Annotated in this window: 24 protein-coding genes and 1 riboswitch; of the genes, 4 read left to right on the top strand and 20 right to left on the bottom strand. The window is 46.3% G+C overall.

Annotation, left to right across the window (positions count from 1 at the left end; all coding sequences use genetic code 11):
- Position 1: 1 nt before the first annotated feature.
- From phnE (FJU10_RS13775) to FJU10_RS13760, 4 genes are all read right to left on the bottom strand, one after another.
- Positions 2-784 (bottom strand): phosphonate ABC transporter, permease protein PhnE, encoded by a 783-nt coding sequence (phnE, locus tag FJU10_RS13775; protein ID WP_005230666.1) that lies wholly within the window; start codon positions 782-784, stop codon positions 2-4.
- On the bottom strand, positions 781-1,560 hold the full coding sequence (gene phnE / locus FJU10_RS13770) for a phosphonate ABC transporter, permease protein PhnE (protein WP_008380208.1): 780 nt from the start codon (positions 1,558-1,560) through the stop codon (positions 781-783). Before phnE (FJU10_RS13770) ends, phnE (FJU10_RS13775) begins: the two co-directional genes overlap by 4 nt.
- Positions 1,532-2,323 (bottom strand): phosphonate ABC transporter ATP-binding protein, encoded by a 792-nt coding sequence (phnC, locus tag FJU10_RS13765; RefSeq protein WP_005230661.1) that lies wholly within the window; start codon positions 2,321-2,323, stop codon positions 1,532-1,534. Before phnC ends, phnE (FJU10_RS13770) begins: the two co-directional genes overlap by 29 nt.
- A gap of 160 nt (positions 2,324-2,483) precedes the next feature.
- The gene (locus FJU10_RS13760) at positions 2,484-3,416 is read right to left on the bottom strand and encodes a phosphate/phosphite/phosphonate ABC transporter substrate-binding protein (RefSeq protein ID WP_008380209.1); all 933 of its coding nucleotides are present in this window, start codon (positions 3,414-3,416) and stop codon (positions 2,484-2,486) included.
- A 196-nt stretch (positions 3,417-3,612) separates the two neighbouring features.
- Between FJU10_RS13760 and FJU10_RS13755 the strand changes: the two genes are divergently transcribed.
- Positions 3,613-4,284 carry a cyclic nucleotide-binding domain-containing protein gene (locus FJU10_RS13755; protein WP_005233292.1) on the top strand — a complete coding sequence of 224 codons (672 nt, stop codon included), beginning with the start codon at positions 3,613-3,615 and terminating at the stop codon, positions 4,282-4,284.
- A 187-nt stretch (positions 4,285-4,471) separates the two neighbouring features.
- On the opposite strand, the gene FJU10_RS13750 is transcribed toward FJU10_RS13755, so the two are convergent.
- The 7 genes from FJU10_RS13750 to FJU10_RS13720 all read right to left on the bottom strand — a co-directional run bounded on the left by FJU10_RS13750 (position 4,472) and on the right by FJU10_RS13720 (position 12,341).
- Positions 4,472-6,343: a beta-glucoside-specific PTS transporter subunit IIABC gene (locus tag FJU10_RS13750; protein ID WP_086372413.1), complete on the bottom strand. Its 1,872-nt coding sequence runs from the start codon at positions 6,341-6,343 to the stop codon at positions 4,472-4,474.
- A 137-nt stretch (positions 6,344-6,480) separates the two neighbouring features.
- Complete coding sequence (licT, locus tag FJU10_RS13745) at positions 6,481-7,323, bottom strand: BglG family transcription antiterminator LicT (protein ID WP_005233287.1); 843 nt, start codon at positions 7,321-7,323, stop codon at positions 6,481-6,483.
- A gap of 278 nt (positions 7,324-7,601) precedes the next feature.
- Positions 7,602-8,507, bottom strand: coding sequence for an EamA family transporter RarD (rarD, locus tag FJU10_RS13740; RefSeq protein ID WP_086333096.1), 906 nt, complete (start codon positions 8,505-8,507; stop codon positions 7,602-7,604).
- 156 nt (positions 8,508-8,663) lie between these two features.
- Positions 8,664-10,100, bottom strand: coding sequence for an MDR family MFS transporter (locus tag FJU10_RS13735; protein WP_005233282.1), 1,437 nt, complete (start codon positions 10,098-10,100; stop codon positions 8,664-8,666).
- The gene (locus FJU10_RS13730; RefSeq protein ID WP_005230651.1) at positions 10,097-10,537 is read right to left on the bottom strand and encodes a MarR family winged helix-turn-helix transcriptional regulator; all 441 of its coding nucleotides are present in this window, start codon (positions 10,535-10,537) and stop codon (positions 10,097-10,099) included. Before FJU10_RS13730 ends, FJU10_RS13735 begins: the two co-directional genes overlap by 4 nt.
- Positions 10,538-10,687: 150 nt before the next feature.
- A complete protein-coding gene (locus FJU10_RS13725) occupies positions 10,688-11,674 on the bottom strand; it encodes a tRNA dihydrouridine synthase (protein ID WP_015510528.1) in 987 nt (328 codons plus the stop codon).
- 106 nt (positions 11,675-11,780) lie between these two features.
- The gene (locus FJU10_RS13720; RefSeq protein ID WP_176257011.1) at positions 11,781-12,341 is read right to left on the bottom strand and encodes a TIGR00730 family Rossman fold protein; all 561 of its coding nucleotides are present in this window, start codon (positions 12,339-12,341) and stop codon (positions 11,781-11,783) included.
- Between the two features lie 86 nt (positions 12,342-12,427).
- Here FJU10_RS13720 and FJU10_RS13715 point away from each other — a divergent pair, with 86 nt between their 5' ends.
- Positions 12,428-12,769 (top strand): MazG nucleotide pyrophosphohydrolase domain-containing protein, encoded by a 342-nt coding sequence (locus FJU10_RS13715; protein WP_015510530.1) that lies wholly within the window; start codon positions 12,428-12,430, stop codon positions 12,767-12,769.
- A 150-nt stretch (positions 12,770-12,919) separates the two neighbouring features.
- On the opposite strand, the gene FJU10_RS13710 is transcribed toward FJU10_RS13715, so the two are convergent.
- The 9 genes from FJU10_RS13710 to FJU10_RS13670 form a co-directional block, all read right to left on the bottom strand.
- Positions 12,920-13,933, bottom strand: coding sequence for an ABC transporter substrate-binding protein (locus FJU10_RS13710; RefSeq protein ID WP_086332738.1), 1,014 nt, complete (start codon positions 13,931-13,933; stop codon positions 12,920-12,922).
- Positions 13,926-14,708 (bottom strand): ABC transporter ATP-binding protein, encoded by a 783-nt coding sequence (locus FJU10_RS13705; RefSeq protein WP_010748955.1) that lies wholly within the window; start codon positions 14,706-14,708, stop codon positions 13,926-13,928. Before FJU10_RS13705 ends, FJU10_RS13710 begins: the two co-directional genes overlap by 8 nt.
- Positions 14,709-14,712: 4 nt before the next feature.
- Positions 14,713-15,786: a FecCD family ABC transporter permease gene (locus tag FJU10_RS13700; RefSeq protein ID WP_005233272.1), complete on the bottom strand. Its 1,074-nt coding sequence runs from the start codon at positions 15,784-15,786 to the stop codon at positions 14,713-14,715.
- Positions 15,787-16,257: 471 nt separating this feature from the next.
- Positions 16,258-16,731 (bottom strand): 6,7-dimethyl-8-ribityllumazine synthase, encoded by a 474-nt coding sequence (ribE, locus tag FJU10_RS13695; RefSeq protein ID WP_086332739.1) that lies wholly within the window; start codon positions 16,729-16,731, stop codon positions 16,258-16,260.
- Between the two features lie 21 nt (positions 16,732-16,752).
- Positions 16,753-17,964: a 3,4-dihydroxy-2-butanone-4-phosphate synthase gene (gene ribB, locus FJU10_RS13690; protein ID WP_086332740.1), complete on the bottom strand. Its 1,212-nt coding sequence runs from the start codon at positions 17,962-17,964 to the stop codon at positions 16,753-16,755.
- Positions 17,942-18,529, bottom strand: a complete 588-nt coding sequence (locus tag FJU10_RS13685; RefSeq protein ID WP_086332741.1) for a riboflavin synthase — start codon at positions 18,527-18,529, stop codon at positions 17,942-17,944. Before FJU10_RS13685 ends, ribB begins: the two co-directional genes overlap by 23 nt.
- Positions 18,514-19,590 carry a bifunctional diaminohydroxyphosphoribosylaminopyrimidine deaminase/5-amino-6-(5-phosphoribosylamino)uracil reductase RibD gene (gene ribD, locus FJU10_RS13680; protein ID WP_086332742.1) on the bottom strand — a complete coding sequence of 359 codons (1,077 nt, stop codon included), beginning with the start codon at positions 19,588-19,590 and terminating at the stop codon, positions 18,514-18,516. The genes FJU10_RS13685 and ribD overlap by 16 nt, the downstream gene beginning before the upstream one ends.
- A gap of 112 nt (positions 19,591-19,702) precedes the next feature.
- Positions 19,703-19,841, bottom strand: a riboswitch (FMN riboswitch).
- Between the two features lie 194 nt (positions 19,842-20,035).
- Positions 20,036-22,684, bottom strand: coding sequence for an HAD-IC family P-type ATPase (locus FJU10_RS13675; RefSeq protein WP_086332743.1), 2,649 nt, complete (start codon positions 22,682-22,684; stop codon positions 20,036-20,038).
- Between the two features lie 340 nt (positions 22,685-23,024).
- On the bottom strand, positions 23,025-23,660 hold the full coding sequence (locus tag FJU10_RS13670) for an NAD(P)H-binding protein (RefSeq protein WP_008380239.1): 636 nt from the start codon (positions 23,658-23,660) through the stop codon (positions 23,025-23,027).
- Between the two features lie 597 nt (positions 23,661-24,257).
- Here FJU10_RS13670 and FJU10_RS13665 point away from each other — a divergent pair.
- Together FJU10_RS13665 and FJU10_RS13660 are read left to right on the top strand one after the other, a co-directional pair.
- Entirely contained in the window at positions 24,258-25,259 is a 1,002-nt protein-coding gene (locus tag FJU10_RS13665; protein ID WP_086332744.1) for a bile acid:sodium symporter family protein, read from the top strand.
- Positions 25,195-26,295, top strand: a complete 1,101-nt coding sequence (locus FJU10_RS13660; RefSeq protein ID WP_086332745.1) for an iron-containing alcohol dehydrogenase family protein — start codon at positions 25,195-25,197, stop codon at positions 26,293-26,295. Before FJU10_RS13665 ends, FJU10_RS13660 begins: the two co-directional genes overlap by 65 nt.
- Positions 26,296-26,447 lie beyond the last annotated feature (152 nt).

Below are 26,447 nucleotides of genomic sequence, written 5' to 3'. Positions count from 1 at the left end.
TTTATCTCAATTTCTTTCTGATGATTCCAGTCAACTGGTCTAATAAGAAGACGGTCACAACGACGCCCAACAAAATAATACTTACCTTGCTCCAGGTTCTGGTTTGAATAGCAAAAATCAATGGTGCACCGATCCCGCCAGCACCGACTAACCCTAACGTTGCCGCACTGCGGACCGCAATTTCAAAATGATTCAATGCAAAGGAACTATAGATGGGTGCTAAGTAAGGGACCCGCACGAAAAACATCGTCTGCCAAAAGTTGGCACCAACTGCTTGCATCTCTTCCGTCAAGCGCTCATCCATGGCTTCCATTTCTTCCGTGAACAGCTTGCCCAGCATACCGATCTGGTGGACACCGATCGCCATAACCCCAGCGAAAGGTCCCGGACCTACCACACGGACAAAAATAATCGCATAAACTAGCTCTGGAAATGCCCGCAAGATATTGCAGATCATTTTGCCGATCTTCGCGACCCACGGCGCAGAAGACCATAGGTTGGCGGCACTCAGCAAGGTCACCGGTATCGCGCAGACTGTTGCGATCATCGTTCCTAGACAGGCGATCCCGATCGTCAGTAACAATAAGCTCCACAGATCCTCCCCGCTACCGTCGTAAAAGAAAGACCAGTCTGGCTGACTCAACCCTTGCAGGACATCTCTTCCCATCGCTAAGGAAAAAGTACTCAATCCGGAATAATCCAGCGTCGCTGCAGATAATGCCAGTAAGATAGCAAAGAGTCCCCATAACAGCCAAGTCGTTTTCTTCACTTCTCTGATCATCATAGGAATGACCTCCTTACCCGCTCACTTAGAAAATCAACGATCGCTACCGTTAGCAAAATCGTCAAGATAATGATCGAGACCCGTTCATAATTCAACAATGCCAATGAGGCGTTCAAGATGACCCCGATCCCGCCGGCACCAACATATCCTAACACCGTCGAAGCTCGAACATTGACTTCAAAGGCATAAAAAGTATAGCTGGCAAACTGGCTGATGACTTGAGGTATGATCGCCCAAACAGTCACTTGAAATTTATTTGCCCCTACCGCCGCCGCTGCTTCGATTGGCGCAAAATCAATGGTTTCGATCGCTTGGAACATCAGCTGTGAAACCATCCCAAAGGTAAAGACCGCGATGGTCAAAACACCAGTGGCTTCACCGATCCCAAAAATCGCTACGAACAATGCCGCCAACAATAAATTGGGGATCGTCCGCACCAGACCTAAGAGAAAACGCATCGGCACAGAGACCCACCGGCTTTCTGTCACGACTGTCGTCGCCAACAGACTCACCGGTATCGCTGCGACTACTCCTAAAACAGTGCCTAAAAAGGACATTTGCAATGTCTTGATCAAGGGCATCATCAGTTGCGGTAAATAACTAAAATCCGGATGCAAAAATCGAGCCATGAAAGCCGTCATCTGGCTTCGATTCGACCACACTTGTGCAAAATCAGCCCCCGTGATCCAGGCACTGCTTTGAAAAAAGAGCAGCAATAAAAGAATCAGCAGCAGGTGTTTGTACCAATTAAAATGAACTGTTTCTTTCAGTTTCATCGATTTCTCCTGCCTTTTCTTCAAAAATTGCTTTCCCATAGATTTGTTCTAAACGCTGATCCGTCAAAGCGGCTGCGTTGCCGTCAAAAACGATTGCACCTGCTTTTAAGGCAATGATCCTTGTTGCATACTGACGAGCCAAGGGAATCGAATGCAGATTGATGACAATCGTTTTGCCCATTTCTTGATTGATCTTCTTCAAATCCTCCATCACTTTCTCTGTGGTGATGGGATCTAGCGATGCCACGGGTTCATCTGCTAAAATCACTGGTGCTTGTTGGACCAAGGCACGGGCGATGGATACCCGCTGCTGTTGCCCACCACTCAACTGGTCGCTTCTCGTTTGCAGTTTGTCTGACAAGCCGACAGTCGCTAGTGCTTCTTTCGTTCTTTCGTAGTCTTCTTTCGTAAACAACCCTAAAATACTTTTCCATGTCCCGTAATACCCCAAACGACCAGATAGCACATTCTTTTGGACAGTACTACGTTTGACCAAATTGAAGCTTTGGGAGATCAATCCGATTTGTCGGCGAATCAAGCGCAATTCTTTTTTATTGGCTTTCGTGACTGATTTGCCATCTACCCGGATATCTCCTTCAGTGATTGGCACTAAGCGATTGATCGAGCGCAAAAAGGTACTCTTACCAGCACCGCTCAAACCAATGATTGCCACAAATTCTCCTTGTTCAATCGTTACATCTATGTTCTGTAATCCTTTGACCCCATTCGGGTAGACTTTGGATACATTCTCAAAAGTTATCATCTGTCTTCTCCATTATGTAGGGACCGCGGCAAAGTTTCCCCAATCGGTCACGGTCTATCTCACTAAAAAATGCACTGATACTGCGTATTCCACCTATTCCCCTAGTAAATCGCTGCACATCTCCGTGTCCCGTTATCCTTCTACCGCAATCCCTGATTTTTTACTCTGCTGCTCGTTTAGTATAGTCGCGAATGGTATCGTAAGCAGAATCAGCTGCTTCTTCATACCCTTGGTGTCCCCACAAGCTCATTGCTTCGGCGCCTTCTTCATCGTCTGCCATATTCAAGAACACTTCTTTGATCTGCTCTTTTAGTTCAGCATCCATCGTCGGTTGAACGGCAATGGCGTCATTCGGGATGTCCCCTTCGGTTAAGTAAAGAACTTTTAGATCTTCGAATAAATCGTTATCTGGGAAGCTTGAAGCAAAGACATTCCGTGCCCCTTGAAACACAAAGGCGGCATCCATCTGACCATTCAAGACTGCAGTGATCTCACTTGGAATATCGTTCACCGTCGTTAATGTAGCATCCGTCGTTGGATCAACTCCTGCATCTTTCAACTCGGCAACTGGGTAAATATAGCCGCTGGCAGAGTTCGGACTCAATGTAGCGATTTTTTTCCCTTTTAAGTCCGTCAATTCTGTCATATCGCTATCCGCACGTACCAAGATCTCCCCTTTGAAGGTATTGGTTTTTTCCCCTTCTAATGGCAAGCCGGTCTCTGGATCATAGGCACCTAATTGAGAAGTCAAAATCGCTTCTGCTGCATCCATATCTTTGGCTTGAACATAAGCGGCTGGCGGCATGATCCCTAAATCAACTTGTCCAGAAGCCATCGCTTCTACGATCGTCGAATAATCCGTTGCTAACGTTACTTCTACTTCACGGTCTAATTTTTTTGATAAATACTCAGCAAACGGTTTTGCTTTGGCTTGCATCGAGCCGTCATTATTGGTCGGTACGAATTGTACCACCAGCTTTTCTTTTTCGGCTGCGGCACTGCTGTCGCTGCTGCTGCTCCCATTCCCACAGCCGGTCAATGCTGCAACTAACGCAATTCCTAACATTCCTTTAACAATTCGTTTCAATGGCATTTTTTCTCCTCCTAATGGTTTGAAGCTTTCTTACATTCAAATCATACCAAGTATCCCTTCAAAATGAAGTGACACATGTCCTATTTTACCTTATTTTTACATACAATTTACATTAGTTTTTATTTATCGTTCGTGTTGAGTCAAAAGGGGAACTAAGCTATACTTAAAGAAAACCATTCAGGAGTGGCTGATTCCCATGAAAAAAATCGATGATACCGCACGCCTCAGTAATTACATTGACACATACGATCTGCAATCTTATATGGACAATGATTTGTTAGCGATGGCCACTTTGCATTCCTTTGAAAAAGAAGAGCACCTGATTCGAACGGGCACGCCTTCTGAATACTTGTATTTTCTCGTGGAAGGAACCGTGATGGTCTATTCCTTCTCTTCGGATACCCAAACGATTTGTATTGATTACGCCAAGCCGGCTGCACCTTTAGGGGAAGCTTCCTCTTTATGGGAACTCTTGCCGAAAAGCAGTGTTAAAGCCGCTTCTGCTTGCGTCTGCGTCTGCATCCCTTTGAATCGCTACCGCAGCACCTTGCAACAAGACGTCCGCTTTTTGCAAACCATCTGTCAGTTGCTCAGTTCCCGCTTGAATTCGGGGATCAACTTAGCGAATTCATTGACGGAACCTGTAGAGACACGGTTGGCCAAATTTATTCTTGCGCATCAAGAAAACCAACACTTTTCCTTTCAGTTAACCACCTGTGCCGCAATCTTGAATGTCAGCTATCGCCACCTGCTGCGAACCTTTACCAGCTTTCGTGAAGACAAGCTGATCGAAAAACAAAAACAGGGCTATGCAATTCTCGATTTCCCCGCTTTAGAGTCGCTTGCCGAAAATTTAAGCCATGTATAAGGAGCAGCCCATAAGAATGTTCGGATTTTCCCTGAGTACGCGTTCCTGCTGTTGGTCTTGCCCTTAACTAGCGCTGTGACAAGCATTCTCCACCGAAGAAGGCAAGCGAGACCGGCAACTGCGCCTTATTTTCTTACAAAAAACCCGATCCTTGCTGATATTCAGTCGAGGATCGGGTTTCTTTTGCTTATTTTACGATGGCTAAGAAGTCTTCTCCTTGCAAGACATCGGTTTGATTCATATCCATCACATCTAAATATTGCGGCGTATTCGTCACAACGATTGGTGTAATCGTGGATAAGCCGGCAGCTTTGATCGTATCTAGATCAAACTTCACCAACAAATCACCGCGTTTGACTTGATCGTCTTGTTTAACAAAGACCTCAAAGCCTTTGCCATCTAGTTCCACGGTATCCATACCAATATGCATCAAGACTTCTGCTCCATCCGTAGTGGTCAAACCAACAGCATGGCCGGTAGGAAAGAGCGTCGTGATGGTGCCATCTGCCGGCGCATACAAAGCCCCGACGGTCGGTTCGATGGCGATGCCTTTTCCTAATGCACCAGAAGAAAAGACTTGGTCTTTGACTTCTGCTAAGGGAACCACTTTGCCTTCTAACGGACTACTGAGGATCACTCGTTCTTTAGACGAACTATCTGTGGGTGCTGCTGGCTCTTTTGCTGGTGCTGCACTGGCTTCGGTTGCTGGCTGATCTTCAAAACGTAAGAAGAAGGTCAAGACAAACGCGGCGCCAAAAGCGATAGCCGTTCCGATTGAAGCTGCGATCAGACCACTTAGATCTTTCGTATCTTGTGGGATAAAGGAAGGAAGACTTAGTAAGCTGACTAACCCAAAGGTATAGTTTTCGACTTGGCTGAAGCCGATGAAGGCTCCCCCGATGGCACCACTGATACACGCGGCGATAAATGGTTTTTTCAATGGCAAGGTTACCCCATACACCGTCGGTTCTGTGATCCCAAAAATTGAGGTGATCGTTGAAGAAAGGGCCAAGCCTTTCAATTTCACATTTTTTGTCATAAAGAACACTGCTAGCGCTGCACCACCTTGAGAAAGGACAGCTGGCAACAGCATTGGTACCATGGTATCGACACCGGTTTGACTGAGATTCAACATGATGATCGGCACAAAGCCCCAGTGCATGCCAAACATCACAAAGACTTGCCATAAACCACCCATAACAGCACCAGCGATCAGTGGGCTGAAGTGGTAAATGCTGTCGTAAGCACTACCTAACAAGTTTCCTAAAATCGTTCCTAGTGGACCGACGACAATAAAGGTCAATGGCGCCATGATCAAGAAGACCGCTAAAGGTACACAGATGATCTGTAAGAAGCTAGGAATGACTTTTTTAAAGAAACGCTCCACATAGCTTTGTAAAAAGACCGCTAAAATAATCGGAATGACGGAAGACGTATAAGCACTCGCACCAATAATGACCGGTAGGCCTAAGAAACTCAAGGTTTGTCCAGCCAAAGCGGTAATGTCTGGATGAACCAACGCCATCGCTAAGGAAACCGCTAGAAATTCATTGGTGCGAAACTTTTTCGCTGCAGTAAAAGCCAACATCACTGGTAAATAGGTAAACAACCCATCGGCAATCGCATACAATACGGTGTAGACCCCAGAATCAGCTGCTAACCAATTCAAGGTGACTGCCAGCGTCAAGAAGCCTTTTAAGACCCCGGCACCTGCCATTGCGCCTAAAAACGGCGTGAAGATCGACGAAATAATATCCACCAGTTGATTCAACAGGTTGCCTTTGTCGCCTTTGCTATCTGCTTCACCATCGAAGTTCGCTACTCCATTCAATTCACGGTAAACGTCGCTGACATGACTGCCGATCACCACTTGGTATTGTCCGCCGCTTTGAACGACTTGGATCACGTCGTCGTCTTGATTCAAGCGTGCCGTATCCGCTTTGTTCTCATCTTTTAATTTGAAACGCAAGCGGGTCGCACAATGCACCACGCTATTGACATTTTCTTTGCCGCCCACCGCATCGAGGACGCGAACTGCAATTTCTTTATTTGAACTCATTTTTTCAACACTCCTTTTTTAATAAAAAAACCCAGATTGAAAAAACGACCGTCCAACGAGTCTTTTCCTCGCTGACTGTTGTCTTTTCAATCTGGGTATTGCCTGCCTGACAGTAACAATCCGTTAATGATTGAATGTTAATTGGTTTGATCATTGACGACACGTTCGATATGGATCGTTAAGTAGATCATTTCTGATTCACCGATCGATTTGTCGTAGGTTTTGATCAAATATTCGTTGATCCGTTGGACCGTTTGAAACGCTTTAGGGTACTTCGATTGCACAAGGGCAAATAAAAATTCATCTTTTTCCCCCGAAAGTTCATCGCTTAAATAGCGCTGCGCAAAATACTGTAAATGCGTGGTGATCCGTTGATAGTTCAAGGAATCTGGGTTAAAGACTCGTCCATAAAAACGACTGATGATCGCCAGTACGTCACGAACGATCTCTACCGCTTGCATCGTGGTTTCCATCGTACCATTTGCTTGTTCGCTATTGACGATATGAAAGGCGATAAAGCCAATTTCCGATTCCGGCAATGAAATCCCGAAGACTTTTTCAAAATAAGCAACGGCATCTGCTGCAACCGCATACTCTTTCGGATAAAATTTGCGGGTCTCAAACAACAATGGATTCGGCAGCTCAATGCCTTCACGTGCCCGAACTAGCGCATAATGGATATGATCGGTCAGTGTCAAATAAATATTTGGCGACAGCTCGATCCCCAAGGATGCTTCTGCATCATCCACCACTTGCTTGACGGCTTCGACTTCTTCCACAGGAATGTCTGAAAACAATTGCTGAAACTGATTTGCGGTAAACGTATCCTTTAACACAAATTCTTTTTCGACAAAGGCTTCATCCACTGGATCGCCGACCTTTTTCTTAAACGCAATGCCACGACCCATATAGATCACTTCCTGACCGGCATCATTGGTCGAGATGACGACATTATTATTTAATATTTTCCCAATAACCATCGTTTTCCCTCACTCCAAAATAAAAAAACCTAGAATCTCCCCATTAGCGCGCTACGGTCAATTCTGGTTTTGCCTGCCGAACAGTAACAATCCTTGTAACTGAAAGAATAATAACACACCCCTGTGGCAGATGCAACCCTTTTCAATCAGAATTTCTGCAACGTGCTTTTCCTTTGTTATACCATTGAACAATTCTCCTTGCAACATCCTTCACTATCTAAATTGAGTTGTTTTTTAATAAAAAAAGGAATGGCTCAGCTGCAGCCATTCCTAATGTATCAGAGTTGCTTTCTTTGCTGTCCCATGCGCCGCTCTTTCATAGCCGTGCCTAACGTACCATAGGTGAAGACCGCGATCCCTAGCCAAATAAACGCAAAGGCGGAAAATTGGGCCAGTGAATAGGTTTCGTGAAACAAAAAGATGGCCAACAAAAGCATGATCGTCGGGTTGATGTATTGAATAAACCCAAGCGTAATGTAAGAAACATTTTTCGCGGCTTCCGCAAACAGCAACAACGGAATAGCCGTCACGATCCCGGCACCCATCAATAAGAGATTGGTTTGCAAGGGATAATTCATAAAACCTACGGTTGAAAACCCTAAAATATACACGAGCGCAAAGGGAAAAATCACCATCGTCTCGATCGTTAACCCAGTGACGGAACTAATAGGGATTCTTTTTTTGATCAAGCCATACGTACTAAAGGAAAAGGCCATGATCAGTGAGGCATAAGGAATCGTTCCTGTTTGAATCGACAATAAGATTACCCCGATACTTGCCAGCAGACACGCCAGCATGCCAGTACGACTAAGTCGTTCCTTCAAAAAAACGGTTGCTAACAAGACATTGACTAGCGGATTGATGTAATAGCCTAAGCTGGCTTGCATCACGTGGCCCGCACTCACCGCGAAGATAAAAGTGAACCAGTTGATGGAAATCAGCACAGACGCTAAAACGATCAGTCCAGCAAATGCTTTGTTCTTCCACAGCAGACGCGCTTCTTGTAAAAATTGCGTTTTCTTCCCGGAAAGCACGATAAACAACACCATAAAAACAAAGGACCACACGATTCGGTAGCACATCGTGGCTAACGGGGAAACCCCAACGATTATTTTCCAATATAGTGTGACCAAGCCCCATAATACATAGGCAGACAACCCAAAATAAACGCCTTTATTCTTCATTTTCTCCCTGATTTTTTTCCATGAAAGCAAGTCTTTCCTGAAAAAAAATACTCCTCCTAAACCATAAGTTATCTTATTATATCGAATTTTTTGGTTTTTCATAGAGTTTCATGAAATAAATCAAGAAAAGCACCCTTCAAAGAAAGGTGCCCCTCTTTATTCCAGCGGTTCTTCCGCACCTTCCAGCCACACGGCTTCTGGTTTCTGATCACGAATCAAAAATAGCCCCGTTGCAAACAGCAGACCAGAAGCGATCGTCATCAATAAGAAAGAAACATTCATCCCATGAAGCAGTGCACTCGTCCCCGTTAAGGTCGTGCTGTTTTGCGCCACACTATTCATGATCCCGACAAATAATGCTGTACCGATAGCGCCTGCCACCGTTCGCAAAGAAGTCAATAATGCTGTTCCATGCGCCGTCAACTGCGGCGGAATATTTTTATTTCCCCACGTCACGAAGGGCATCAACAAACAGCCTGTGGCGGCACAGCGCAGCATGTTCAAAACCACTGCTACCCAAATACCCGTGTGCATATGGATGAAATACATGCCGATGTTGCTCAAGACCAGTGAGCCGCCGCCGAAAATCGTCAACAGACGGATGCCGACTTTGTCATAGATTCGTCCAGCCACCGGACTTAAAAAAGCCGAGACCAAGGAACCTGGCAAAACGACTAACCCTGAGATCGTCGCTGATTTGCCTAAAATCGACTGCACGTAAAGTGGCATCAGCATCGCCGAACCCATCAAAACCAAGTAAAGCATGATACTGCCAAAGACACTGATGGCATACTCTTTTGTTTTTAAGACCCGCAGATCCAAAAATGGGGTTTCTGCTCTTAACTGACGGAAGACAAAGAAGATACCTGCTACCAAACCGATCGCTAAGGTTCCTAAAACCGGCAAGCTGAAAAAGCCATAGCTGCCGATGTTTCCAAAGCCTAAAGTGATCCCACCAAAAGCAAAGGCACTCAAAACAAAAGAGGTCTGATCAAATTTGCTGTTGCTTACTGGCAACACATCATCAAAAACCTTTATGGCCCAAATCAATGAGATCAAAACAATCACGGCAACGATATAAAAAATTGCATGCCAGTTCAACCGGTCCACGATCAGCCCAGCGATCGTCGGTGCGATCACGGGTGCCGCGGTGATTGAGAGTCCATACCAGCCCATCACGACACCGATGCGATTGATCGGATAGATCGATAAGAGGATCACTTGTGCCATCGCGGTCAAGATTCCATTGCCTACGGCCTGCAAAATACGAGCAAGCATCATGACTAGAAAATTGGGCGCTGTGGCACAAAGCAGCAAACCCACCAGAGCGATTCCTAATGCAGCGAGATAGAGCTTTTTGGTTGGCACACGATTCATAAGATATGCCGTCAAGGGCATAACGATCGCCATTGCCAAAGAATACCCGCTAGTCAGCCATTGGCCCGTAGTGACGGAAATCTGCAAGTCATTGACGATGGCGGGTAAAGCCGTCGTCAATGCGGTCGCCAACATGGATACGGCAATACATGTAATCATTAAATTAATAAAAATCAGCGTCCGCTGACGTTCCGTTCGTTGGACTGTTTCACTCAATCAACGTCCGCCTCCTTCTCAAGATAAAACTGTTCGATTTTTGCTAAGGCTTGACCAAAGGCTTGTTTTTCTTCTGCCGTCAAATAGGTCAACATTTCTTGGTGCGCCTTGCTGCGTTTTTCTTTCATTCGCTGTGCCTCTTCCTTGCCTGCTTCTGTCAGCGAAATCAAATGACTGCGTTTATCTTTCGGATCGACTTCTTTTTGGATCAGCCCTTTTTCAGCCAGTTTCTTTAGTAGTTCGCCAGTGGATGTCGAACGAATCGCTAAATACGCGGCGAGATCTTTTTGGGTCAACGTGCCTTTTTCGTCCAATACCAGTAAACAATTGAACTGCCCCCGTCCCGGCATAAAGCGTCCATACTTTTGTTCCGCATACCGCCGATTTAATTTATACACTTCAAACAATCGTTCCACGATTTCTTGTTCGGAAACCATCGATCTTCAGCTCCTTTCGCCTCTTCACTATTTAGATAGGTACCTAGTTAAAAGTCCGTTCTCCATTTTACATAGGTACCTATCTATTGTCAAGAAAGGATTGACATTGAGAGCGGATGCAGCAACCAAAAACGAAAAAAGCATTGAAACTTACGCTTCAATACTTTCCTCGTGGTTCTTTTTCTCCGCAAACTCTGCCAGCAGTTGCCGAACTTCATCGGTTGATTTGGTATTCATCAATTTTGCTCGCAAATCACTGGCTCCTGGGAAGCCTTTGACATAGATTTTAAAGAAACGATGCAATCCTGCGATCGAGCGTGGCACCATTTTGGCGTAATGATCCTGCAAGTCTAATTGCAGCTGTAGCAAGCCTAATAGCTCTTCTGAGGTATGCTCTTTTGGTTCTTTTTCAAAGGCATAGGGATTCTTGAAAATGCCCCGACCGATCATGATTCCGTCTACGCCATATTTTTCTGCTAACTCTAAACCTTTGGTACGATCAGGGATATCGCCGTTGATCGTCAGCTTCGTTTGTGGGGCGATTCGGTCCCGCAAGGCCACCACTTCAGGAATCAATTCCCAATGGGCATCGACCTTGCTCATTTCTTTGCGGGTTCGCAAATGGATCGAAAGGTTGGCGATATCTTGTTGCAGGACATGGGTCAGCCAGGCTTCCATTTCCCCTAGTTCGGTATAGCCCAAACGCGTCTTGACACTGACCGGCAGACCGCCAGCTTTGGCTGCTTGGATCAGCTCAGCCGCAACGTCCGGTCGCAAGATCAAGCCGCTGCCTTTGCCTCGTCCGGCAACGTTTGGCACTGGACAGCCCATATTTAAGTCAATCCCTTTAAAGCCCATCTCGGCTAATCCGATACTCATTTCACGGAAATACTCTGGCTTGTCTCCCCAAATGTGGGCTACCATCGGTTGCTCATCTTCGGTGAAGACTAAACGTCCCCGCACACTGTCGCGTCCTTCTGGATGACAGTAACTATCGGAGTTGGTAAATTCCGTAAAGAAAACATCTGGTGCGCCGGCAGCTTGAACGACATGCCGAAAAACGACATCGGTGACATCTTCCATTGGTGCTAGAATAAAAAAAGGCTTCGGCAATTCAGCCCAAAAATTTGTTGTCATGATTTACGCTCCATTTCTTTGTCCAAGGATCTTATTTTATGACCCCACTTGCAAAACAAACCCCATTATACTAAGAATGCGTCAAAGAAGCAAAAGAGCAAGACGCTTAATACTGCCGAATAACTGGCGGTTCGTAGGCTTGAATAAAGGCTTCAAGCTCCTGAGTTGTTTGTGCAAAGCCGATTTTTTCGCGATCGGCTTGCGTCAAGAACTCATTTTCCACCATGTTGTCATACAAGGCTCTCGTTGCGTGGTAAAAGTTGTTCACATCATAAAAAGCACAAGGATTCGGGTTTTGACCGATTCTTGACCAGGAGATCATCTCCGTGATTTCTTCCAGCGTCCCCGGACCACCTGGCAGTGCGACAAACGCCTGCGACAATTCGAACATTTTTCGTTTTCTTTCTGACATCGTCTCGACGACATGGAGTTCGGTCAATCCAGGATGTGCTAGTTCCCGATCCTTTAAAAAGGTTGGGATCACCCCGATCACCTGACCGCCATTTTCTAAGACAGCATCTGCCAGCACGCCCATCAAGCCGGCTTTTCCGCCGCCATAAACTAGCGTATTTTTTCTTGAAGCGATCCACTGCCCCAATTCTTGGGCGGCTGTTGCAAAACTAGGTTCATTACCGACACTGGCACCACAATAGACTGCAATTTTCATAAAACTCTCCATCATCCTTCTCAATCATTTTGAAATAGTATATCATGATTCTGATAAAGGTTCTGGGAAAGGATGAGAAAAAATTTATGAACATTGAGGAGTATCAACGATTTATCAGTGACTTCTACAAAGCCCGCAACTGGTATCAGTACGATCCGTTTATTCGGGCGAATTTTTTAGCAGAGGAAGTCGGGGAAGTGAGCCGTGCCATTCGGACATTGGAGATCGGTCGTGACCGTCCCGATGAACAAGAAGGCTTGCCAGAAGAAAAACTGGCAAACCTGACGGAAGAATTGGGCGATGTACTGGATAACTTATTTATTCTCGCCGATAAATACGATATTTCTCTAGAGACGATCATGCAAAAACACAAAGAGAAGCTATTGTCTCGCTATCAAATGGACCACGTGACAGAAAAAAACAGCTAACGGGCTACTTGTTGCGGAACGGGCAGCGGCATAGGTTGCTTTTCCCAAATACAAAAAACCAACGTTTCTGTGGTCGATTGGCCAGTGAAACGTTGGTTTTCTTCTATTATATAAAAAGTTGGTTCTCCTTTTTATGGGAATAGGAGGTGTTTATTGTGCCATTTGCTCTACCAGTTCTTCCAATCCAGTCAAGGCTTGGTAGCCGTAGCCAAAGAGATAATTGTAGTCCATGCTGTAGACTTGTTTGTTTTTGATGGCTTTCATGCTGGAGAGTTTGTCATTTTTGTACAAGCCTTCAATGATTTCTTGACCAGAAACACTGCCTTCGATTGTTGACCAGTCGCCGACGATCAAGACATCGGGATCCGTTTCGATCAAGGTTTCGACACTGACTTCCCCTGAATAGTCTTGAAACACATTGTTCAGTTTGATCATATCAAAGTTGCTATTGAAAAAAGACTCGTCTTGAGCGGCATAGACACTGACCACACTTGGATCGGACATAAAGAGATGGGCAAAGGTTTGCTCTTCTTTGTCTGCTACTTTTTCTTCCAAGGCACTCTGGCGATCCTTTAATTCTTTTTCAAAAGCAGCGGCTGCCTCAGGGACATTGAAGAGCTTACCAAGGTTTTCAATGTCTTGATAAACGGAATCAAACGTCGCCCCAGTGACAGAGGTTTCTTGGACGTAAGTCGGAATGCCCATCTCGTTCAAGGAATCAACGGTGCCGACGCCCCAATCTTGGTTATCAAAAAGTCCTCCACGGCCAAAAATCAAATCTGGATCCACACTTAAGGCTGTTTCTTTACTGATATAGTCGCTGCCCAGGTCGTTGAGTTCTGCATAATCGGCAGCAACTTCCTCATCAGCGGCACCAAAGGTTGCACCGACACCCGCAATCTGATCCTTGAGGCCGAGATGCAGCAGCAATTCCGCTGCTGGTCGTGTGTTGGCTACGACTTTTTTCGGTGCCTCATTAAAGGTTTGGTCCTTGGCAGTCCACTGCGTGCCGCCCTCTGCTTTGGTGTAGTTGCTGATGGTTAAAGGATACGTACTTTCTGCCTGTGAGGAAGAAGCCGAAGTTCCTTCATCCTTCGCATTGCCGCAAGCGCTTAATGTAAAGACTGCCAATCCTACCCCAATCATTTTTCCCCATTTATTCATCTGTTTGCTCCTTTTCAAAATAATAATGAAACCCTAATCCGCCTGTGATCGGATGATGGTAAATACTGCATTTAACGCCATAGATCTCTTCGATCAGTTCTTCTGTCAGCAACGTTTCTGGTTCGCCATACCCTACGACCCGACCATCTTTTAAGGCATAGATAATGTCGCAATAATTGGCTGCTTGTTCCAAATTGTGCAGCGCCGCCAACAAGCCAATCTTCAGATGCTTGACGGTCTCTAAGATTTCCAGTTGATATCGGATATCCAAATGATTGGTCGGCTCATCGAGAATCATAAATTTCGGTTCTTGGGTGATGGCACGAGCAAGGACGACCCGCTGTTTTTCCCCTCCTGATAATGAGAGGTAGCTGCGTTTTCTGTAGGCACTTAACCCTGTTTTGGCTAAGGCTTCGGTGACCAGCTCATGATCGGCTTTGGTGTCTTGTTCCAACAACCCCTTGTGGGGCGTGCGGCCTAAAAGCACCATCTGTTCTACTGTTAAATCAAAGCTCAACTCATTGAATTGACTGACGACGCTGACTTGCTGGGCGACTTTTTTTTCGGAACTTTTCAAAATATTCATCTCACCCAAATAAATGTCGCCGCTGTCAGGTTTCAATGTTTTGTAAATAGCTTTTAACAATGTAGATTTGCCGCTGCCGTTGGACCCAATCAAGCCGACAAATTGCCCTTGTGCGGTTTGGACGGAGATGTCTTTTAGTATCTGCTGATCCCCGATCGTCAGATTGAGCTTTTCAACTGCTAATTTCATTCCGTCACCCCCCAAAGTTGTATTGCCGTTTGACAATGATATAGATAAAGATTGGTGCACCGATCAGCGCTGTAATGATCCCGATTGGCAGTTCGACTCCTTGCAGTGTCGAACGGGCGATCACATCCGCCCAAATCAAAAACAACGCGCCTGTCAAAGCGGTCAAAGGCATCAACAGGCGATGATCCGAGCCGCTGACTCCACGTACGATATGAGGAATGATCAAGCCGACAAAGCCGATCATCCCAGAATTCGCAACGATGATACTGGTTAATAGCGCTGCTAGCAGCATGTAAAAACGCCGATAGAAGGTCAGCTTGACCCCTAAGGTGGAAGCAACTTCATCCCCCAGCAAAAGCGTATTCAAAACACGGTATTGCGTCAGGAAGAAGAGCGTGATCAAAGAAACCAGAACTACGATAAAGCCTAATTTGTTCCAAGAAGCCGAGGCTAGGCTGCCCATCGACCAAAACGCTACGGTCTTCATCCCTTCTGCATTGCTAGCCAGATAGATGATCAAGTTTGAAACAGAGCTACATAAGGCACTGACGATCGTCCCCGACAGCACAAGTTTTGTGGAAGTCATTTTCCCACCGATACTGGCAAGCAGCAGCACCAAAATGGTGGCAATCCCCGCTCCTGCAAAGGCACCAAACGATAAGCCCAGCTGCAAGACTAGCGCCGAGCCGCCAAACCCGACTAAGATGGCGAAGGTCGCCCCTAGGGATGCGCCTGAAGAGATCCCTAAGATATAGGGATCTGCCAGCGGATTTTGGACCACCGCCTGCATCACTGCCCCGCTGATCGCTAACCCCATGCCCACAAAAATAGAGAGCAAGACCCGCGGTGCCCGAACAAACCAGACGATATTGATGTTTGCGTCTGAAATGCCTGAAAGATCACCAACCAATCCATGGCTGATTTTATAGAAAAGAATTTGATAAACTTCGCCAAGGGTGATATTGGCTTGTCCGTTTGCCAAAGCAACTCCTGCAGATAAGAGAATGGCGACAACTAAAACACAGCAAATGATTGTCGAAACCATCCAACGATTTGATTTAATCAACCCTACCGACATGTGATTCTCCTTTATTCAGCACGATCCTCTCCTGATTTCACAGCAAAAACAACCTGACTGTTGCCTCGCCGCTATCATAAAAGAAGCATCTGTGCGTTTTTTCGCTTATAAAAGTGCTTCTCATGAAAAGCGCCAAAGCCATGTGCTACTTTGACATCTATTTGCAAATGAGAATCACTCTCAATGAATAGAGTCATTATAAGGAACCTTTTGTGAAATGTAAATAATTTTCTGAAAATTTCCTTAAATAAGAGTTATTCTAATGTTCGTGATTGATGGGCGTTTTCCTCTCCATTGACCTATCGAAAACACGGTACCCGTGAAGAAGCGAATCCTTGGGCATAATAATCCAGTGTTTTTTTAATGATGAAAAAAAGACAGACTTCATTTTGTACGAAGTCTGTCTCCAGTCTAATGCCTATGCTTAGGCAGGCTTTTTCTTGCTAACTTCCCTTTGTTCGAACGTGAAACCTATGCGTTGCCAAGGATTTGCTGATTCAACGAAATCATCTCCAAAAGACCTTGAGCGGCTTCGCTGCCTTTGTTGCCAGCTTTGGTTCCCGCCCGTTCAATGGCTTGTTCGGTCGTTTCAGTCGTCAACACACCAAACATGATTGGAATGTCGGCATTCAGACCAATTTGGGCTACGCCTTTCGCCACTTCATTTGAGATCAATTCATAGTGGGTCGTTGCTCCGCGAATCAAGGCACCTAATGTCACGATCCCATCGTATTGTTTGTGGTCAACGATTTTTTTGGTAATATACGGAATCTCATAAGCACCTGGAACCCAATATACATCGATGTTTTCTGCTTTGACTCCATGACGCACCAAATTGTCTTTGGCGCCTTCCACTAACTTGGAAGTGATAAACTCGTTGAATCGTGAGACCACGATCCCTACTTTGACTGCCTCTCCCTGAAACGTTCCTTCAAATACTGTCATCGCTCATTCTCCTTTGGTTGATTAAATAGATAGGTAATGGTGAAACTTTTCTTTCTTCGTTTTCAAATAGCTGCTGTTTTCTTTATGCGCAGGCATCTCCAGCGGTACTCGTTCTGCTACCTTGATCCCTAAGCTTTCTAATTCCTTCACTTTGTCAGGGTTATTGGTCATCAGTTGAATCTCCTGCACTTCTAAGGAACGTAAAACATCGGCAGCAAACGTGTAATGACGAGCATCTGCTGCAAAACCCAATGCAATATTTGCTTCATACGTATCCAATCCTTGTTCCTGCAACTGGTAGGCACGGAGCTTGTTCCGCAAGCCAATACCGCGGCCTTCTTGGCGTAGATACAAAATCGCACCACGGCCTTTTGCTTCGATCTGCCGCATCGCTTCTTGCAGCTGTTCGCCACAATCACAGCGATGAGAGCCGAAGACATCGCCTGTTAAACACTCTGAATGGATCCGTAGTAACAGCGGCTCGGTAGTATGTTGAATCTCGCCTTTGGCTAGTAAAAGGTGTTCATTGCCGAATTCATCTTCAAATAAGGTCAATTGGAACGCCCCATAAGCCGTTGGCAGATCCACCGTGATAGGTGCAGTTCCTCGTAGATATTCCGCCAACTCATCAATGGTCAAAAACGGCAGCTGCCATTTTTCTGCTAATTTTTTCAATTCTGGGACCCGAGCCATCGTGCCATCTTCATTTAAAATCTCACAAATGTAGGCTGCTTCCACGCTGCCAGCAAGCTTCGCTAAATCCACAGCCGCTTCTGTATGTCCTCTGCGTTCCAACACGCCGCCAGGTTGAGCGGTCAATGGGAAGATATGTCCAGGGCGATAAAAATCCGCAGCCTGTGACGCAGGATCCGCCAACTTTTCAATCGTCACTGCCCGGTCTTTCGCAGAAATTCCCGTACTCGTCATCACGTGATCGACACTGATGGTAAACGCGGTACCAAAGGCATCCGTATTATTGGCGGTCATCTCAGGCAATGCCAGCTTTTCAGCGATCGCTTGTGAGATGGGTGCACAGATCAAGCCGCGGCCATAAGTCGCCATAAAATTGACGGCTTCTGGCGTTGCGTATTCAGCAATCCCAATCAAATCTCCTTCTGATTCCCGATTTTCATCATCGGCGACAATCACTAAGCCGCCTTTTTTTAACCATTCCACTGCTTGTTCTACTTTATGCATCGTCTGCCTTCTTTCATTTTCGTTGGTATTTGACATATTTCCCAATCATATCCGTCTCGATATTGACCCACTCCCCTTGTTTCAACTGCCCCAGCGTCGTCTGGTCTTTGGAATGGGGGATCAAGCTAACGGAAAATGCCTGTGCCGTCGTCTGGGTAACCGTCAAACTGACGCCATTGATCGCAATCGACCCTTGCGGAATGATTTCCCCTTGCAGACTGACAGGATAAGCAAACGTCAAGATCAAGGCATTTTCCAACTGCTTTTTCTGGATCAAACGGGTCGTTACATCAATGTGGCCTGCGACAAAGTGGCCTTCAAAACGCTGCGTCGCTGCCATCGCTCGCTCCAAATTGACTTCGGCACCCACCGAGAGTTGTTTAAAGGTCGTTCGTTGAAAGGTTTCCGGCATGATATCCACCGTAAACGTCATCGCTTGTTTGGCGATCGCCGTCAAACACGTCCCGTTGATCGCCATGCTGTCTCCGATCTGGTAATCCGCCAGCAAGCCTTCCGACGCACTGCAGGTTAGCTGGATCGTGCGGCTTTGCTTGCGGATCTCTTTGATGCGGCCTTTTTCCTGAATCAATCCTGTGAACATTCCTCTTGTCTCCTTCCTCGGATGCAAACATCTTCCCCAACTGCTGTCACCGTCACCTCTGTTAGCTGCTGCAGCTGTTTCGGGGTACGTTCACTGGTAAAACTTGCGAGACTATTGCCCCCAAGAAACTTTGGCGCCACATAGGTAATGCTTTCTTGCCACAGTCCGCTGGCTAAAAAGGCATCATGGATCGCAGCGCCTCCCTCCACGTAAAGCGATTGGACCTGTCGTGTGGCAAGCTCCTTCAACAATGCAGCGATCGTCAACTCTTCCAGCTGGATCACTGAGACATGCGCTGGCAAATCACTGACAGCTGCCTGCTGCGTAAAAATCCACACAGGTGCCGAATCGTCGGCAAACAGTGCCAATTGGGGTTGCGACAGCGTTCGTCCCCGACGGTCTACCACGATGCGAATCGGCGGAAAGCTGGTTTCAATCGTGGTCAATAAGGTGGGATCATCCGTCAACACCGTCTGACTGCCCACTAAGATTCCTTGATAGTCCCCACGTTCTTGATGGACCTTTTGCCAAACCGCTGAACCAGTGATCGCACTGCGGGTCTGCGCATCATGAGCGATCCGACCATCTAAAGTGATCGCTTGCTTCAATGCCACGTAAGGTCGCTGATGCTGATGGTAAAAATTATAGTGTGGATTCAAACGGCGCACTTCTGTTTCTTCGATACCCACCAACACGTCGATGCCCTGATTTTCTAAAAAGCGCATGCCTTGTCCAGCCACGATCGGGTTAGGGTCTAACTGGCCGACGACTACTTTTTTGATGCCGCTGTCGATGATCAGCTGGGTGCAAGGCGGCTGTTTTCCTTGATGGTTGCAAGGTTCTAACGTCACGTATAAAGTCGAATTGATTAGGTCTTCGGAGGAATGGCATTGTTCGATGGCGTTTCGTTCCGCATGGGGCTGCCCATAGACTAAGTGAGCCCCTTTGGCAATGACCCGTTGCTCTTTGACGATCACAGCGCCCACTAGCGGATTGGTAAAGGTTTGGTAACGCCCTTTTTTGGCTTCTGCGATCGCCAAACGCATGTATTCGTTATGCATCTTCCTTCCTCCTTTCAATAAAAAAATGCCTCGTGAGAATCTCACGAGGCATAGACAAACAAGACCGGCAAAAAATCAATTTTAGACGCACTGCGCCCCTTGAAATTTTGTGGTTTTTCTTCTCCCATCCAGACTTTCACTGTCGGTGCCAGATTCACACTGGCTCCACCGCATAGCTATGCGGGTCACGGACTTCAAGCATTGTACTTGTCACCGTCGGTCGGGAATTACACCCTGCCCCGAAGAATACTATTCAATTCATGTGCATTTTAGCCCGACCATTTTTGTTTGTCAATAGGCCTGATTACAAGCCAATAGGAATTCCTCTTGGCTTTTTCTTTTGGCAATCCCAAAGCAGCGACAGCAGAAATCCCTTGTCGTTCCACCATTTCCCTAAGCTGCAGCAAGGCGATTTTGCCTGTAAAAAAACACGAGAAAACCTAGGTTAAATATTTTTTCTCGAACGAAGCCATTTATCGAACTCCGTCACGAGTAAGACGACCATCCCAGAAGCTGCTGAGATGACCCAGCCGATCAAGGACATGTCCTCCGTATGAAAGGCGCTTTGCATAAATGGAACATAGGTCAATAACAGTTGCAGAACCAGCATCACACCAATGATCAAGAACGCTTTTGGATTGGTGAAGGAAGCTTTAGAAAACGCTGGTGCACTGGTACGGATGTTGAACAAATAGAAAATCTTACTCAAGACCACGATATTGACCATCATGGTACTGGCAACGGCTTCGCTGACGCCTTGCAGCAAGAGCCAGTCATGGGCGATCAAACTGATGACTGCCATCAAAATCGATACATACGCCATCTGCCAAATATCGTGGCGATTCAACAATTTATTGCCTGTCTTTCGCGGTTTGCGGTTCATGATCCCAGACTCTGCTGGTTCAAAGATAAACGCAAACTGGATCGTAATAGCAGAAACCATGTTGATCCACAGCAGTTGTGTCGCCTGCAGCGGCAATTCTTTTTGCATCATGATCGTAAAGGCAATGATCAGCCCTTCGGCAAAAGATGTCGGCAACAGAAACAGAATGCTCTTTTTGATGTTGTCATAGATCCTGCGTCCTTCGCGAATCGCTAAGGACATGGTACCGAAATTGTCATCGGTCAAGATCATATCAGCAGAGTCTTTGGCTACATCCGTGCCGCTGATCCCCATCGCTACACCAATATCCGCCCGCTTCAACGCAGGGGCATCGTTGACCCCGTCCCCTGTCATCGCCGTGACTTTGCCTTTGGCTTGTAGCGCTCTGATAATGTCCAATTTATTTTTCGGCGTGGTTCGTGCAAAGACTTGATTCGTCAAGGCAGCATCTTGAAATTCAGCTTCACTCATCTGATCCAACTCGGCCCCAGTCACGACGTGAATCTCATCCGCTAAGCCAAGTTTTTCCCCAATCGCTTTGGCGGTCAGAGGGTGATCCCCAGTGATCATTTTCACTTGAACACCGGCTTGGTTCATTTCCTTCAGGGAGGCAATCACTTCTTCTCGCGGCGGATCGATGATCCCGGCGATCCCTAGTAATTGCAGCCCTTGCTCAAAAATCGTTTCATCAATGTGATCAATCGAAACTTTCTGATAGCCCACCGCTACCACTCGTTTGCCTTCTGCCGACAAGCGGCGGACATGGCCTGTCCAATAGGCTTCATCAAAAGGTGCCGCTTGTTTTTGCACCATTTCAAACAATTTATCTGGGGAGCCTTTAACAAATAACAAGCGTTCCCCCGCAGGGTTTGCCACTAGTTTCGCCATGTAGCGGTTGTCCGAATCAAAGGGTAGCATATCCAGTTCTTGGTAAGCGGGTGCTTGCGGATAGGCAAATTGCTTATGATACAGCGTCAAAAAGGAGCCGTCTGTTGGTTCCCCATTGATCGTCCAGTGATTTCCTTCTGGGACCAGTACCGTATCGTTGGCTTCGTAGCCAGCTTCCAAAAACAACTGCAAGATGTCTTGCGTGCGAACGTCCTCCTGCTTTGGACGAATCACGCCCACCGGCGCATAGCCGTCACCCGTCACTTCATATTCCTGCTCAGCCAATACGATGTCTTTGACCGTCATTTCATTTTTGGTCAGGGTACCGGTCTTATCCGTCGCGATCACATCCACTGAGCCTAGCGTTTCAACCGCCGGCAGTGTTTTGATGATGGTGTGCTTGTTTTTTGCCATGTCGCTGACACCCATCGCCAAAACCACCGATGTCGTTGCTGGCAATCCTTCTGGGATCGAGCCGACGATCATGGTGACGACGGCTAAGGACAAGACAGAGATCGCGTAGGTTTGCTGGAACAAACTGACGATAAACAACAAGACCGCCACGCCCATGATCACATAGGTGATGCCTTTCCCCAGCCCATCGATTTCTTTCATCAACGGCGTTTTTCGTTCTTCCGTTTGATTGACTTCTGTGGAGATTTTCCCGATCTCAGTCGTGGCGCCGGTAGCGATCACGATCCCTTTCCCGCTTCCTGACGTCACGGAAGTCGAAGCAAACGCCAAATTCCGTTGTTCCGCTAATGGAGTTGCTTCATCCATTAAGGCATCTGTTATTTTTTCCACCGAATCGGCTTCACCAGTCAAGGCGGATTCTTGGATACGCAAGTTGTCGGCTTCGATGATCCGCAGATCTGCGGGCACATTGTCACCAGCTTCTAGGAATACGACATCCCCTGGAACGACTTCGGCAGCTGGAATATCTTGCCGAATCCCATTCCGATAGACCGTGGCTTCTGCTGATAGCATCTCTTTGATTCGTTCTAACGCATCGGAAGCATTGGCTTCTTGGTAATAACCGATCAACGCATTGACCAGTACGACGATGCCAATGATCACGGCATCAGAGAAATGCCCCATCAGCAGCGTTAAGATGGCGGAGAAAATCAAAATGTAGATGATCGTGTTATGGAATTGCCGCAGCAGCAACCGCCACTTGGCGGTTTTTTTGACCGCTAATTGATTCAATCCGTAGGTTTCTAACCGCTCGGTTACTTGTGCCTCAGTCAATCCTTGATCGATAGAGGGCACCTGATACTGTTCGATTGTTTCTGACACTGATAATTGAAACTCTTTTTTATTCATTTATTCTTCTTCCTTTTCTTTTTCATTGATGGATAACACAAATAAGCCCCTTATTTAGAAACTGCTCCTAAATAACGCGCTGTTGTTGGTCTCCTATTCAATTAAAAAGTAAGGTAAGTCAAAATAGTGTTTCTGCTCACCGTCACTCGAGTCGCTTGACATTCGTTTACCACCCCCTCTAAAGTTAGCAATAAGCGTAACAAACTATTTTTTCAAAGTCAAGAGTCATCGCTTTCAAAAATGAAAAGTGACTGGCTTCTTCACAAAAAAAGCCGCACGACAACGATTTATTGCCGTGCAGCTTCCTTCAGTACATTCTCTTCAAGCCCAAAGGCACGCCTTAAAGCTGATCCAGTGCCTCGCTGATCGGTGTTTCTCCTGCTTGGACTTTGATGACTTTTTGATAAGTTGCTGGACGCTCCAGCATTTCACCCAACAAGACGGCGACATCCTCGATCGGGATCGCACCAGAGGTCGTTTCACTGATCTCAATCAAACTAGATCCTGGAGTTTCTTTCAACGCACCCGGCTGCAAAATCGTATAGTCTAGTGCGGTATTGTCGATCAGCCAGCGATCAGAGAAAAATTTGGCGATCGTGTAATCCATCAATGACGCCATGCCTTCTCTTTGCCACTGTTCAGGTTCTAAGGCATAAGCTGAGCTAAGGTGGATGTAGCGCTTGATTCCTTTTGATTCAGCGGCTTGCATCACTTTGACCGCACCATACAGATCAGATTGCAGCAAGTCTTTGCCTCGGGAACCCGCCACGAAGTATACCGCTTCCGCATCTGCGAATTTGGCCGCCATCTCTTCCGGTTCCGTGTGTAAATCAAAGAACACGGGCTTGATATTCTCCGTTTCTGTGATTTTCTCACTGCTGCGCGCACCAGCATAAACGATGTGTCCTTGTTTTTCTAGAAAGGCGATCAATTTTTGGCCCACCCGTCCGGTAGCACCAACGACAAAAATTTTCATTTTCTTTACTCCTCTCGATTCTTTTTCCAACTCTTTCTAGTATCATCGTAGGACAAAAACCTAGATCCAACAACTATTCTGTTTCTAAACGAAGGAGAAAAAGGCACAGCACAAACCAATTCTTGCTATTTTTCCCCATAGAAACCCATGTTTTAAAAAAAACACCCAAAAAAATGAAAAAATTTTCTCAAACGATTGACAAAGCCTTGACTCTTTTGTAGACTAGGTAGCAATAATTTAAATATTTAGAAAATTCCAAATAAAGAAAAGGGCGGTGGCGTATATGACCTGCACCAATGATAGCAAACGAATTATTTTATTATTATAGACGGGACTGTTTGATTTATACATTCAAAGAGTCCCTATTCACATTGCATCCAAAAAGAAGATCAACTTCTTGAGATGGAGTGTTTTTTTATACCCATTTTCAAGGAAGCGGCCTTTTGCAAACTGACACATTGATGTCAGATAGACCCGAAACGCTCGTTGAACAACTGCTGTCGATTCCCCACAGTTATGCACTGCACTTATTCTAAAGACCCCTTCTGTTTGAACACTTGATTGGTCATGCAGAAAAAGGAAGGATGATTTTTTCTTATGAAAACCGTCAACACGATCGCTGCTTTTGTAAACAAGTATTTGATCTATATCATGATTTTATTGATGATCGTCTCTTATTTTTTCCCGCAACCCTTCTTATGGATTCCGTCTCGTACAACGATTCTTTTGAGCATCATCATGTTTTGTATGGGGATGACTTTAAACGTTGCTGCGTTTAAAATGGTCGTCTTACAGCCTAAAGCATTCATCTTAGGAGTGCTTTTCCAGTTCACCATCAGTCCTTTGGTGGCTTACGGCTTAGCGCAGCTGTTTGGTCTTTCTTCCGGTTTGATCATCGGGTTTGTCCTACTAGGTTGCGTTTCTGGTGGAACCGCCAGCAATGTCATGACCTTTATCGGCAAAGGCGATGTCGCCCTCACCGTTTCCATGACCACGGTATCGACCTTGTTAGCGACCGTCGTTACCCCCTTTTTGGTTTACATCTTGGCTGGTCAGTATACTGAGATCTCCTTCTGGGAAATGCTCTTGTCTGTCTTGCAGATGGTGCTTTTGCCGATCATTTTAGGGGTGATCGTCCACAAACTCATTGCCAAGCACATCGAGCGATTTCTGCAATCATTTGTGTTGATTTCTTCCGTTAGTATCTTATTGATCGTTGCCGGAACTGTCGCTCGCAACGGTGCCGTGATCGTCCAATCTGGCTTGATCGTGATTTTCTTAGTCTTGCTCCATAACTTGATCGGCTACGGCGCAGGCTATGGTCTGAGCCGTGTGATGGGCGTCAGTGCCACCCAAGCCAAATCCATCATGTTTCAATTAGGGATGAAAAATACCGGCCTAGCGATCTCGTTAGCCAATGCCCACTTTGCCGCCATTGCTGCAGCCGTTACCCCTGCCGCAGTCGGCATGGTGATCCATCAAATTACCGGACCAATTTTAGCCAATCTCGTGGCCAAGAAAGAAGGAAAACAGTATGAGTCAAAGTATCTTTTTGCCAAACTACACAATCGGGGCGGACGCCTACGAAAAAGTAAATGACATCGTAAAACCATACGGCACCAATGCCGTGATCATCGGCGGAAAAACCGCCCTTGAAAAAGCCGAAGACAAGATCAAAGCCGGTTTAACGTCAGCAGTCCAAGTGACGGATACCTTGTGGTACGGCGGCAACTCGACCTATGAAAACGTCGATCAGCTGTTAGCCAATCCAAGTGTCCAAGCCGCCGATGTTCTATTCGCCGTTGGTGGCGGCCGCGTTTGCGATACCGTCAAAGTGGTTGGAGAAAAAGCTGGCAAACCAGTCTTCACCTTCCCGACGATCGGCTCCAACTGCTCGCCAGTCACCGCGGTCTGTGTCATCTATAAAGAAAACGGCGAGATGCAAGGGCTGTTTTTCCCTTCGCAACCACCGACCCATGCCTTTATCGACAGTGAGATCATCGCCCAGGCCCCCGATAAGTACTTATGGGCAGGAATCGGTGATGCCCTCTCCAAAGAGATCGAATCGACGTTTTCAGCTCGGGGCGATGAGTTAGACTATACCGATGGGTTAGGCATCCAAATCGGCAAAATGTGCACGGAACGCTTATTGCAATACGGCACACAAGCCTTGAAAGACAGTGCCGCCAATCAGCCATCTTATGCCATTGAGCAAGTCGTCTTGGACATCATCGTGACTACCGGCTTAGTTTCCGTCTTAGTCATCAATGATTACAACTCCGCCCTTGCCCATTCCTTTTACTACGGAACGACCGTTTTGGAAAAAATGGAAGACTATTTACACGGCGCATCCGTTAGTTACGGCGTTTTGGCCTTGTTGCAGCTCGATCAGCAAGAAGCCCTCTTCCAGCGCATCTACGCCTTTATGAAGGAAAACAAACTGCCGGTTTGCTTAGCTGATATGGGCCTTAACGACACCAGCGACCTTGAGGCAATCTTAGACAAAGCAATGACCACCAATGACATCGTCCATGTGCCTTATGAGATCACGCGAGAAATGTTCAAACAAGCAATCCTAGACGTGGAAGCCTATCATGCCAAACAAAACCAAGCAGCATTGGCAGCTGCGAATTAAATGAACCCCTCCAGCAATTCGTTGCTGGAGGGGTTTTGTATGGCCTTTTTTCTCTTACGTTTGATTGCAGTCGGTTTGGATTTCATAAAAAATATTCATAGCAAGTTCATACGATACTACTCATTATCTAGGTCTTTAGAAAATATTAAAAA

The organism is Enterococcus sp. OL5 (assembly GCF_006491895.1).
Lineage (GTDB): Bacteria > Bacillota > Bacilli > Lactobacillales > Enterococcaceae > Enterococcus_D > Enterococcus_D innesii.
Note: the sequence above shows the minus strand (reverse complement) of the source record. Positions and strands in the feature narration are given on the sequence as shown.

Bases quoted from the DNA above. Each gene is read 5' to 3' on its own strand.
- ribD (WP_086332742.1), bottom strand. From the start codon at position 19,590: ATGCATAACGAATACATGCGTTTGGCGATCGCAGAAGCCAAAAAAGGG.
- FJU10_RS13720 (WP_176257011.1), bottom strand. From the start codon at position 12,341: ATGAAAATTGCAGTCTATTGTGGTGCCAGTGTCGGTAATGAACCTAGT.
- FJU10_RS13755 (WP_005233292.1), top strand. From the start codon at position 3,613: ATGAAAAAAATCGATGATACCGCACGCCTCAGTAATTACATTGACACA.
- ribB (WP_086332740.1), bottom strand. From the start codon at position 17,964: ATGTCAAATACCAACGAAAATGAAAGAAGGCAGACGATGCATAAAGTA.
- FJU10_RS13685 (WP_086332741.1), bottom strand. From the start codon at position 18,529: ATGTTCACAGGATTGATTCAGGAAAAAGGCCGCATCAAAGAGATCCGC.
- FJU10_RS13670 (WP_008380239.1), bottom strand. From the start codon at position 23,660: ATGAAAATTTTTGTCGTTGGTGCTACCGGACGGGTGGGCCAAAAATTG.
- phnE (WP_005230666.1), bottom strand. From the start codon at position 784: ATGATGATCAGAGAAGTGAAGAAAACGACTTGGCTGTTATGGGGACTC.
- FJU10_RS13760 (WP_008380209.1), bottom strand. From the start codon at position 3,416: ATGCCATTGAAACGAATTGTTAAAGGAATGTTAGGAATTGCGTTAGTT.
- rarD (WP_086333096.1), bottom strand. From the start codon at position 8,507: ATGAAGAATAAAGGCGTTTATTTTGGGTTGTCTGCCTATGTATTATGG.
- phnC (WP_005230661.1), bottom strand. From the start codon at position 2,323: ATGATAACTTTTGAGAATGTATCCAAAGTCTACCCGAATGGGGTCAAA.
- FJU10_RS13715 (WP_015510530.1), top strand. From the start codon at position 12,428: ATGAACATTGAGGAGTATCAACGATTTATCAGTGACTTCTACAAAGCC.
- ribE (WP_086332739.1), bottom strand. From the start codon at position 16,731: ATGACAGTATTTGAAGGAACGTTTCAGGGAGAGGCAGTCAAAGTAGGG.
- FJU10_RS13750 (WP_086372413.1), bottom strand. From the start codon at position 6,343: ATGAGTTCAAATAAAGAAATTGCAGTTCGCGTCCTCGATGCGGTGGGC.
- licT (WP_005233287.1), bottom strand. From the start codon at position 7,323: ATGGTTATTGGGAAAATATTAAATAATAATGTCGTCATCTCGACCAAT.
- FJU10_RS13660 (WP_086332745.1), top strand. From the start codon at position 25,195: ATGAGTCAAAGTATCTTTTTGCCAAACTACACAATCGGGGCGGACGCC.
- FJU10_RS13665 (WP_086332744.1), top strand. From the start codon at position 24,258: ATGAAAACCGTCAACACGATCGCTGCTTTTGTAAACAAGTATTTGATC.
- FJU10_RS13700 (WP_005233272.1), bottom strand. From the start codon at position 15,786: ATGTCGGTAGGGTTGATTAAATCAAATCGTTGGATGGTTTCGACAATC.
- FJU10_RS13730 (WP_005230651.1), bottom strand. From the start codon at position 10,537: ATGGTTTCCGAACAAGAAATCGTGGAACGATTGTTTGAAGTGTATAAA.
- FJU10_RS13710 (WP_086332738.1), bottom strand. From the start codon at position 13,933: ATGAATAAATGGGGAAAAATGATTGGGGTAGGATTGGCAGTCTTTACA.
- phnE (WP_008380208.1), bottom strand. From the start codon at position 1,560: ATGAAACTGAAAGAAACAGTTCATTTTAATTGGTACAAACACCTGCTG.
- FJU10_RS13675 (WP_086332743.1), bottom strand. From the start codon at position 22,684: ATGAATAAAAAAGAGTTTCAATTATCAGTGTCAGAAACAATCGAACAG.
- FJU10_RS13725 (WP_015510528.1), bottom strand. From the start codon at position 11,674: ATGACAACAAATTTTTGGGCTGAATTGCCGAAGCCTTTTTTTATTCTA.
- FJU10_RS13705 (WP_010748955.1), bottom strand. From the start codon at position 14,708: ATGAAATTAGCAGTTGAAAAGCTCAATCTGACGATCGGGGATCAGCAG.